11 protein-coding genes and 1 pseudogene are annotated in these 9659 nt (G+C 31.5%); 5 read left to right on the top strand and 7 right to left on the bottom strand.

Annotation, left to right across the window (positions count from 1 at the left end):
- Positions 1–25 precede the first annotated feature (25 nt).
- Together BM350_RS25525 and BM350_RS25530 are read left to right on the top strand one after the other, a co-directional pair.
- The gene (locus BM350_RS25525; protein ID WP_006097534.1) at positions 26–619 is read left to right on the top strand and encodes a TetR/AcrR family transcriptional regulator; all 594 of its coding nucleotides are present in this window, start codon (positions 26–28) and stop codon (positions 617–619) included.
- A 247-nt stretch (positions 620–866) separates the two neighbouring features.
- Positions 867–1562, top strand: a complete 696-nt coding sequence (locus BM350_RS25530; RefSeq protein ID WP_090920512.1) for a YqeB family protein — start codon at positions 867–869, stop codon at positions 1560–1562.
- A 401-nt stretch (positions 1563–1963) separates the two neighbouring features.
- Here BM350_RS25530 and BM350_RS25535 read toward each other — a convergent pair whose 3' ends face one another.
- Positions 1964–2662, bottom strand: coding sequence for a Crp/Fnr family transcriptional regulator (locus tag BM350_RS25535; protein ID WP_090920509.1), 699 nt, complete (start codon positions 2660–2662; stop codon positions 1964–1966).
- A gap of 88 nt (positions 2663–2750) precedes the next feature.
- Here BM350_RS25535 and BM350_RS25540 point away from each other — a divergent pair, with 88 nt between their 5' ends.
- Together BM350_RS25540 and BM350_RS25545 are read left to right on the top strand one after the other, a co-directional pair.
- The gene (locus BM350_RS25540; RefSeq protein WP_090920506.1) at positions 2751–3533 is read left to right on the top strand and encodes an HAD-IIB family hydrolase; all 783 of its coding nucleotides are present in this window, start codon (positions 2751–2753) and stop codon (positions 3531–3533) included.
- Between the two features lie 455 nt (positions 3534–3988).
- Positions 3989–4402 carry a YjdF family protein gene (locus tag BM350_RS25545; RefSeq protein ID WP_090920504.1) on the top strand — a complete coding sequence of 138 codons (414 nt, stop codon included), beginning with the start codon at positions 3989–3991 and terminating at the stop codon, positions 4400–4402.
- A gap of 331 nt (positions 4403–4733) precedes the next feature.
- Here BM350_RS25545 and BM350_RS25550 read toward each other — a convergent pair whose 3' ends face one another.
- From BM350_RS25550 to BM350_RS25570, 5 genes and pseudogenes are all read right to left on the bottom strand, one after another.
- The gene (locus BM350_RS25550) at positions 4734–5372 is read right to left on the bottom strand and encodes a LysE family transporter (RefSeq protein ID WP_090920501.1); all 639 of its coding nucleotides are present in this window, start codon (positions 5370–5372) and stop codon (positions 4734–4736) included.
- Entirely contained in the window at positions 5365–6132 is a 768-nt protein-coding gene (locus BM350_RS25555; RefSeq protein ID WP_090920498.1) for a YqcI/YcgG family protein, read from the bottom strand. The genes BM350_RS25550 and BM350_RS25555 overlap by 8 nt, the downstream gene beginning before the upstream one ends.
- Before the next feature lie 32 nt (positions 6133–6164).
- On the bottom strand, positions 6165–6638 hold the full coding sequence (locus BM350_RS25560) for a YbaK/EbsC family protein (protein WP_090920495.1): 474 nt from the start codon (positions 6636–6638) through the stop codon (positions 6165–6167).
- Positions 6639–7097: 459 nt separating this feature from the next.
- The gene (locus BM350_RS25565) at positions 7098–7817 is read right to left on the bottom strand and encodes an MOSC domain-containing protein (protein ID WP_090920492.1); all 720 of its coding nucleotides are present in this window, start codon (positions 7815–7817) and stop codon (positions 7098–7100) included.
- Between the two features lie 316 nt (positions 7818–8133).
- A pseudogene (locus tag BM350_RS25570) lies at positions 8134–8675 on the bottom strand (DUF3967 domain-containing protein).
- Positions 8676–8948: 273 nt separating this feature from the next.
- On the opposite strand from BM350_RS25570, the gene BM350_RS27945 reads away from it, so the two are divergent.
- Positions 8949–9071, top strand: coding sequence for a hypothetical protein (locus BM350_RS27945; protein ID WP_002130301.1), 123 nt, complete (start codon positions 8949–8951; stop codon positions 9069–9071).
- 268 nt (positions 9072–9339) lie between these two features.
- Here the strand turns inward: BM350_RS27945 and BM350_RS27185 are convergent, their stop codons facing one another.
- Positions 9340–9501, bottom strand: coding sequence for a hypothetical protein (locus BM350_RS27185; RefSeq protein WP_090948323.1), 162 nt, complete (start codon positions 9499–9501; stop codon positions 9340–9342).
- Positions 9502–9659 lie beyond the last annotated feature (158 nt).

Here is a 9659-nt window from a genome sequence, read left to right on the forward strand (position 1 = left end):
AAAAATTTATAAGGTGGTGATTCTTATGGAAGACAGACAATCTTTTATAACAGAAGCAAGAAGAGAACAAATAATTAAGGCCGCTGTTGAAGTTTTAAGAGAAGTTGGGTATGTAAGTACAAGTTTGTCGAAAATAGCAAAAAAAGCAAACATAAGTACAGGGTTAATTTCTTATCACTTTTCTGGTAAAGAAGATTTGATGAACAATACTTTAATGTATTTAGTTGAACAAGAATGGTTATTTATTAATGCAAGAGTTAGTCAAAAACAAGCATCTACAGAAAAATTAAAAGCATTTATCGAAGCAAGTTTGGCTTATCAGGTTATAAACCGAACAAATAATATCGCTTTAATTGAAATAGTTTTTAATGCACGAACACCAGATCATATTCCTTATTATTTACTAGAAGACGATGAAGAAGATTTAATAAAGGGTTTATTACAAGAAATTCTCTTACAGGGGCAGGAATCAAAAGAATTTGGAGATTTTAATATTCAAGTGACCGCAACAATTATTCAAGGTTCGATATCAGAATCTTTGATATCGAACCAAAGTAAAATGAGTTTAGAAAATTATAGTGAAGAATTGATAAAAAGCATATTGAAAATAGTTAAATAATGAAAACAAAAAATCATTTATATATAAGTTAATAAAATGACATAAAAACCCCTTTCTTTTTTGGGGAGGACGAGAGCAGCTGGCCGTTCACAGAAGCGGTCAGGGCCTTTCCTGACACATGCGAGGTTTAAAACAAAGAGAGTAAGTCAGTAGCGGCCATGTTGTATTCTGCATATCTGCGACTTATATGTCGATATATAAGTCCAAAATATTGTTTATAACTAATTTAATAGAGAGGATAGAGATTATGATAGAAAGCGAAACATTTCTTGGACATAGTAAGCCCCAAAAAGTAATTATTGTTTTAGTACCCATGATATTAGGTGGTTTGATTGGTTGGTTTGTTCCCATCATTGCCAATTGGATACTAAAACTTCCAGTAGTTCCAATGGAGAAGTTAATTTTACTCCTTACATTCTTTAACAGCTTATGGGTTTCAAGTATTGCCACCGTTATTGGAACAATAGCAGGTTTATTATTGGGTTTTATTATTTTAAATGAGAGTCTCGAAGTCACAATTTCCTACAATAATTTGCAACTAAAATTTGGAGAAAAAATAAATATCATTGAGAAAAAGGACATTTTAGCAATCTATATAGAAAATAAGCATTTAATCATCCTTGGGCAAAAGAGTAATGAATTATATAGAGAAGTTATTGAAGTGAAGAAGGATACTGTACGAGAAGCTTTTAATAAGCATCAATATCCATGGTATGAAACTGATCCATTTAGTAGCGAATATGAGCGATGGGCTTTAGGACATACTGATTTTCCCGAAAAAATTAATGTATTACTTTATGCTAGAGACCGTGCATTAAAAGAAAAGAAAAAGGCAGATGCTAAATATCTACGAGAAGATTTAGCTCAGTTAGGAGCTGTTATTAGAGATGAAAGAAATGGTCAGTACGTGAGACTTGCCCAAAATGCTAATTTTGATGTTTAGCATTTAACTCGATTTAGGTAAGACTATTTTCTATACTCCTTACCAATTTGAGTAGTGATTGTGCGCTATTTTTAATTGAACTTTATTTCAAAGTAGCTGATCTTCCATGGTAATAGATAAAGGAGGCGGGTTTACCGTCTTCTTTTTTTACAATTTGTTACTGTGTAAATAATCCTTAGCGTGGCTATTCTCCGAAATGCTGGCGATACCTCATGTCCATCAAGCTTAGGATTTTGAACCACCCAAAAATGAAAATTTTACCTTTTTATAGTTATTTATAGAATTCGGCTCATTTTTTTCGTTTTTGGGGGACAATTAATTTCTTAAGTTGATGGGCATGTATGGTGCCGCCAATTAGCGAATTTTAAGGATAACCCTCGAGAAATCAGGGTTATCCATTTTTACTTATATCGGATTCCATTGGATATTTTCTCTAAACAGCTCCAATTCAATATACGAATAGAGTTTTTATCCCTTTCAATAATTTTCTTTTCGGATAGCGAATGAATAACTCGATTTAGATGTCGATATGTCGTGCCAAGTAAATCTGCAACCTCTTTTATATTGGAAGTCTTTAGCTCCATTCCAAAGATGTTATCGGGGTCAGGTGATATCGTGGACATAAGATAGCTCGCAAACTTGTTTTCCACAGATGCTAATAAATTTACACGAGAAGCCGTTGTGCAAGTTTGAAGCTTATAGCTTACATGTTCTAAAAGTGTATGTAAAAACTGTGGATTGTTCATTTCATACTGTTTTATATAATCAAAATGTAGTCCAATTAATAAGCATTCATTAATTGCTTTAACTTGTGATTGGACGGGAACATTTCGAATTAATTCAATATCACCAATAATGGAAAAAGGTTGGACAAATCGTAGTAAAAGTGATTTTCCAGTTTCAACACTTGATGTTATTTTCACTTTTCCTTCCACTAAAAATAATAATGATTCTAGTTCAATTCCCTCAAGTAAAACAATTTCATCTTGTCCATATTGTTGCAGTGTAAATGGGAGTTGTTTTTCTCGGCCAAACATTTCTTCAATATGATATTCTCGTAATTTTGTTTCAAGTAGCTTCAAGTCATGAATAAATTTCATATAATACTCCTTTTGGGACATATGTCCTTTTCATTATAAGATAAACTGATATGATAAGAACAATAAAAAATTTTAGGAGTGGCATAGAATGAAATTTGTGTTCGATTTAGATGGGACAATTTGCTTTAAAGGTCAGCCTATTTCCGAAAGACTACTAGTATCATTAGAAAAGCTAGTAGCTCAAGGGCACGAAGTCATTTTTGCATCGGCTAGGCCAATACGTGATTTACTTCCCATCTTACATGAACGTTTTCATCAATACCCAATGATTGGTGGAAATGGATCAATGATTGCAATTAAAGGGAAAATCATATCAACGATTAGTTTTGATGAAGAAACGCTTGCAAATATTGTTCAATTACTTAGAACTTATAATGCTTCTTATTTAATAGATGGTGATTGGGATTATGCCTATACAGGGCCAGCCACACATCCGATTTTGAATAATCTTGATCCAGAAGGACGTGCTAAAAACGTTAAATTGGATAAATTACAGTCAATCGTAAAAATTTTAGTGCTTACTTCAGACAATATGGAAGCAATTGAAGAACGGCTTAGCAATATGAATGTTGTGGTTCACTCTCACGGAAACGAAGGAATCTTAGACATAAGTCCAAACGGAATAGATAAGTGGAGTGGATTGCAACAATTGGGTGTGGAAGAAAAAGAATATATAGCATTTGGTAATGATGCGAATGATATTACAATGTTTCAACATGCAATGTATTCAGTTATGATTGGTGAGAGCTTACAACTAGCACCGTTTTCATCTGAACAATTAGTATTAAGTGAGAATACAGAAAACATCCTAGTACAAAGACTTAGCGAATTGGGAGATATAAATACAATTACTAAGTTGGTAAACCTATAATAAGTAATCTTTGCTTCTATGAAATAATTAAAGCCTAATTTCTTGTTATTGTAGCTTGAAATTAGGTTTTTTCATATGTTGTATTTCCCTAGCGTACGAAATTCGCGTTTTGTTGGTGCTACCCCGCCATCAAGTTAAGAAATACATTCTTCCCCAAAACAAAAAATTATATATTTACAGTAATTTATGAGGATTAAACACTCTTCCGTCACATCATAATTTACTCTTGAAAAATGATAAAAAATTTAATGAACGGTTATATCAATATGCTGTTGTAAAGATTAAAGGCGTAATATTAACTAAATATTTACAAATATTAATTTCGAGATATAATAAGTTTAGAGTGAAAAAATACAGTTCGGTTGGTAGTCCGGACGCAATAATTTAATAATTATTGTCAATAACCTTCCCCCCTGGGATGTCCATCACTCATGTAATAAAAAGGGGGATTTTCAATGAAACTTACGATTTATTTTGATGGACAATTTTGGATTGGAATAGTTGAAATGACAGAAAATAATAAGTTGAAGGTATGTAAACATACTTTTGGATCAGAACCAAAAGATAGTGAAATACTGGATTTTATTTTTCATGATATGATTCCGTTATTAAATAGTACATCAGGTGTTAAAAACTCTATTGATAAAAGAAAAAATAAGACTATCAATCCTAAAAGATTGATAAGACTAGCAGCCAAAGAAATGAAAAATCAGGGAGTTTCTAACAAATCTTATGAAGCATTGAGAATAGAATTAGAACAAAAAAAGAAAATGAAGAAATGTATTACACGTCAAATGAAAGAAGAATTAAAAGAACAAAAAAGACAATTGAAAATTCAAAAACGGAAGGCAAAACATCGAGGGAAATAAAAAACATCCGCCAAATTGGCGGATGTTTTTTTATCTTCAGGAATTAGTTTATTGAGGCGTACCACCACATGCCCATCAAGTTACTATCTTTAAATAGGCCTACACAAAAATTTTGTTTTTCTACAGTTAATTATAAGGATTCATCTTACTTTTTCTTTTTGGGATTGCTCTGTTTTCTTAAGTTGTGGTGCTACCCCATCGCTATCAAGTTAAGAAGAATACCCCAAAACAAAAAATTGACATCTCTAGGAGAAAATGTGCATTTTTTTGTTTTGGGGTGTTATAAAATCCTTAAGTTTATGGGCATGTATGGTGATCCCTATTAAGAATTCTACAATAAATGTTTGATTTCTAGCACAGCTTGGTAACCAAAATAAATACCAAAACCAATTAAAATAATACCTGCTGAAATGGAAATCCATTTCATAACAACACGATTTACAAAGCGTCTACCTAAGTGAATGGATGTAGCCATAAATAAATCCCACAACGCAATACCTGCAAAAATAGCTGTACTATACCATAAAGCCTGTTCTTTCCCAACCGTACTTATTGCATTAGTGAGAACTGAACCATAAATCCCTATCCAAAATACAATGTTTAGTGGATTTGAAATAGCAATGGCGAATCCGGATAGAAAGGATTTGAAGGGATGTTCCTTTTCGCCTGTTAAAGAATGCTGTACTTGTTTAGAAGCATCTTTAATACTTTCATATCCTAAGTAAAGCATTGTAACAAAACCAAAAATCCAAATACAAAGTTGGGCAATTGGAGTCGTTAGATATGTCGAAACACCAAAATAAATTAGTAACATCATAATTATATCTGCTGACATTGCGCCCACTCCTACCAACCAGGCACTCCAAAAACCATTCTTTATTCCTTTATTGATTTGAGCTACATTAATTGGACCTACAGGAGCAGAAAGAGAAACTCCTAACAATATATAGCTAAATATCATGCTACTCATATTTCTTTGCACCTGTAATAGGACATCTTACTACACTTTCATCATTCGTCTCGGGTAACATATATTGTCTCCATTCGTATGAATCCTTTGTACCATAATCACCTATATCAGGGTGAATTGAAATGTCATCATATGCTAATAATCGTTTTCTAATGACTTTACGAACTTGTTTCCCTTGTTTTGTATCGCCTGTAATATCATCTAGGGTTCCTCGAGGTTGTAAAGTAATTTCGAGACCAGTGTCTGTGTATCTACTCTTTCTCTCAGCATAAATAGGAGCTCTACAGACCACAAATATGGGTTCACCCGCAAAACAAAATTCCCACTTAGCATGATAAGGGTCTGTTGGTATCTCTGGATTCCATGGTTCAGGGTCATGTTTTATTAAAAATTGTAGTACATTCCAGAATTGTTTTTTATACTCTTCAGCCATCAATTGTTTATCTGAAGGCTTGAAAAATATTACGAGTGTAGTTCGTTTTGCAATTTGTTGATATGTTTTTATATATTCATAAATCCCATCTCTAAGTTTCATTAATTCTCTTTCATCATAGGCCGAATCGGCAAATAAATATCTGGACCATCCATGTTTCTCAGAATCTACTGCAAAATAACAAGGGAATGGCTTAGAATTATCCATAATGCTAGTATGAAAATTATTGAAAGATTGTATTTTCCAATTTTCTAAGAAGTCTGTATTTTGTTCTTTAAGAATTCTTGTTTGATCATACAAATAAGATTTGGTAGATTGTATTACCATACTAGCTCCTCCTTAGTATGCCTATAAATTTATTATTTTTTCTCATAAAATAAAATACTATTTTTCACTATATCTAAAATTTTATCGATATCTTTTGTGTGTATTTCAATTGTTAGCTCAGGTACGCCTGGAGATAGTAGAAACTTATTATAGTTATAAATTTTTCGATCTATAACTAGGGTAATTTCCTCTTGATATCCGAATGGTGCTACACACCCAGGAACACAAGAAGTTTTTTCAATTAACTCTTCTTCTGAACAAATAGAAATTCTCTTGCCTGTTAGCTCTTTCATAAGTTTTGAATCTAATTTTTCTCCCTCAATGGTAACAAGTACATAATTGTTTCCGGATTTGTCTTTTAAAAATAAGCTTTTACTTGGGACTCCTTCCAAGTTGAATCTTTTTCTAATCTTTCTATCTGTATCATAATTTAAAATTGGTTCATGTTCATATTGCGAATAAGGTATATCGGCTTCTTCTAAAAGTTGTATTACTTGATTATACATATTCATTCTCCTTTTGCATTTTTTACTGAATAATATGCTTTTTATATCTATATAACTAATATTTTCTTAATAGTTTCAAATGAACAATTCGAGATACTTAGATTAATGGTAATAATAAGTATTTATTCCTTAATATCCTATATTAGGAATATATCACAACTTTTTTGCTATTTTTAAAAATTTTAAACTTTTCTTATGTAATAAAGTATTGATAAATATTTTTCTGATTTCTTTTCGGGTTTTTGAGTGTCTCTAAATGAAAACTCTTACGCAAAAAAGACGTTATCCTTTCTGTAGAATTATAGGAAAGGATGGCGCTTTTTTGCTTTATGGATAGTGTAAAACCTTAGCTTGATGGGCATGGGGTACTGCCAGCATTTTGAAAACCCCCACGCTAAGCAAAAAAATAATGAGCTGCCCATATGGACAGCTCATTTACATAATTCACGTTAGCGGAAGTTATTCTAATATGATAGAATCTCCAATATTCACTTTTCCTGGTTTTATAACTGATGCATAGACTCCAAAATGATTATTTCTTTTTTGTACAACAGTTTTTAAGAGGGTGTTTTCCAATGTTAATGTGTTAGGGTCGATAGTAATAATCATACAGCGTTCACAGTGCCTTACTATTTCTAGTTCTACTTCTCCTATACGTATACATTTTCCAAACCATGTATCTTCTGCAAAAGGAATATTTTTATATAATGATAATATCAAGTTTGGACGAAATCTCCTATGATTCACATCTTGTCCCCACAAGGTGCTCAGTTCTTGTAATGATGTATCAGTCACAATTAATACATGTTCTTCTTCAATTGCACCTAAGGGTACTTGCTGAGGTGAGTATTGTATACCTTTAATTTTACGATCTGATTTTTGTTCTAATTCTGTAAGTAATTCTTGATCTCCCCACTTGTATATTTTTCCTTCAGGAGAAATGATTTTGATTGGTGGATATGTATCCAAAGATTCTTCTCCTATAAAACTCGCCGTATAACCAATCATTTCAGGAAGTTGTGTTGCGGTTAAATACTTTCCTGGTCTTGTTTCATCTAAAAAAGCATGGCTTCTATCTCCATATAAACCATAGGATGCAATGTAAGTTTGTTGAACATTTTCTCCGCGAAATGATTTTATTGGATGCCTTACAATTTCTTTTAGTTCTCCAATTATCATATCCCTACTCCTTTTTTATCTAATCTCATATCTTAATTATATAATCATTTGGAAATAATAACCATATAAATATCGTATACATGTAAGGTTAACATAACGTATCATTATGAGAAGCAAGGAAAACGCACAAACCTTCTCTATCATTGGATTTGTGCGTTTTCTTTTTCTATCATACTATGCATGATTTTATACATTGTAGAGATATTGGGGTTTTTCAAGTTTACAAGCGTTCTGTATTAGTACAAAAATCTGTATAGAATTCTGTATAAAAAAAGCCTGCATATAAGCAAGGCTTTTTCTATTTCCAAAATTGCCATCACTTTTTTTGTTGGGTGGCTGCAATCAATTTTTTAGTCTCCTGGTTTTCACGGATCATAGCCATTAGGTTTTGATCACGTTTATCCATTCTTTGAATAATAGCTTTTTGAAAATCTTGTTGTTGTTTTTGCTGTTCAGTTAACCATTCCTTTAAATTTTCTTTATGTTTTTTAGTTGTTCAGATACTCTTTCAGCAACAATTCTATCCAACTCTTGAACAGCTATAACTCCTTGTCCTACTTGGATTTGTTCAGATTGTTGTTTAGTTGTTTGGATAGATTCAATGTCTATATATTCAGGGAATCCTTCTTTATTGAGGAGTTCAATAATTTGTTTTGTTTGGAGGTTTCTTTTATTTCTCATTTTGGCTATAAATTGAAAAACAGGTATACATTCTTGATGAATTAAATACTTGTTCTTTTCACCTTGTTGGAATTTAAAAAGACTACTGTAGGTTTGACAGTTTCGTGTTATAGTCATAGCTGATACTTTTATTTCTTTGGCTACTTCTTCAGCTGATAACCAGTCTTTTTGTTGCATTGTTTAGATCACCATCCTTCTAAACATCTGAACTAAACACCATTCAAACAACTAAACAATTCTATAGCTGACAAGGATTTCCTTGTTTTTCTGTTCAGATAGCTGTTTAGATAATATACAATTAGTTTAATACCTGAACAAGCAATAATTTTCTTAAAAGATAAATTTAACTTCTGCTAAGCGAGGTTACGTTAACTAGAGTATATTTTCTTTATTTTTTTGTATAATTTTAATATATTTACTAACAGATGATAATAGGGAGGAATTTAAGAAATGAAATTTTATGAATGGAATAAACAAATTCAAGAAATATTTCATCAATATCCTACGCAAGATGCAGACATTTTTACTGTCATCGCTTCTGTTTTAGCCATTTTTAAGTTTGTTAGGAATTAAAAAAGCATCTATTTAGATGCTTTTTTATATTTAAAGATAAATAATAAGATTTTTTGTTCATAGTTTCTATTATCTCTTTATTTACAGTATTTTGAATGTATACTTTTGTTGTATATTTTGAGGGTATCAAGGGATTTGGTGTAGAGCCAATATTTTAGGAGATATGAAAGTAAACAAATATGCAAAAGTTTACTTTCGTTTTTATAAAAAATAAACAAGAACTTGTGGGAATACTACAGGTTCTTGTTTAGATAAAGGACAGAAGTATCTATTCCTTTTCTAGCCAAGCAATAGGAATTTTTTTTTCACCAGCTACTTCAAACTGAATTTCTCCATTTACTTCAAAAACCCGTTCAATAATGGGTATTGTAATCATTTTATTTTCCTTTATTTTTCTCTTTCGTACTAGTTCTAAGTCAATAATATTCATGATGAAATCCCCTTTTGTGTATGTAAGACAGAGAAAAAAAGCACCCACATGAGTACTTTTTTAACTTGAATCACCATTTTACTTTTTGAGCTGTTACTCTATGTATATTTTACCATATTTATCTATAACATTTGTTGATAAAGTTATTTTATTCCAAT

The organism is Bacillus sp. 103mf, assembly GCF_900116295.1.
Classification (GTDB): domain Bacteria; phylum Bacillota; class Bacilli; order Bacillales; family Bacillaceae_G; genus Bacillus_A; species Bacillus_A bruguierae.

Coding starts and splice junctions, on each gene's coding strand:
- BM350_RS27945 (WP_002130301.1), top strand. CDS start 8,949: ATGAAATTTTATGAATGGAATAAACAAATTCAAGAAATATTTCATCAA.
- BM350_RS25565 (WP_090920492.1), bottom strand. CDS start 7,817: ATGATAATTGGAGAACTAAAAGAAATTGTAAGGCATCCAATAAAATCA.
- BM350_RS25530 (WP_090920512.1), top strand. CDS start 867: ATGATAGAAAGCGAAACATTTCTTGGACATAGTAAGCCCCAAAAAGTA.
- BM350_RS25550 (WP_090920501.1), bottom strand. CDS start 5,372: ATGAGTAGCATGATATTTAGCTATATATTGTTAGGAGTTTCTCTTTCT.
- BM350_RS25545 (WP_090920504.1), top strand. CDS start 3,989: ATGAAACTTACGATTTATTTTGATGGACAATTTTGGATTGGAATAGTT.
- BM350_RS25555 (WP_090920498.1), bottom strand. CDS start 6,132: ATGGTAATACAATCTACCAAATCTTATTTGTATGATCAAACAAGAATT.
- BM350_RS25560 (WP_090920495.1), bottom strand. CDS start 6,638: ATGTATAATCAAGTAATACAACTTTTAGAAGAAGCCGATATACCTTAT.
- BM350_RS25535 (WP_090920509.1), bottom strand. CDS start 2,662: ATGAAATTTATTCATGACTTGAAGCTACTTGAAACAAAATTACGAGAA.
- BM350_RS25540 (WP_090920506.1), top strand. CDS start 2,751: ATGAAATTTGTGTTCGATTTAGATGGGACAATTTGCTTTAAAGGTCAG.
- BM350_RS25525 (WP_006097534.1), top strand. CDS start 26: ATGGAAGACAGACAATCTTTTATAACAGAAGCAAGAAGAGAACAAATA.
- BM350_RS27185 (WP_090948323.1), bottom strand. CDS start 9,501: ATGAATATTATTGACTTAGAACTAGTACGAAAGAGAAAAATAAAGGAA.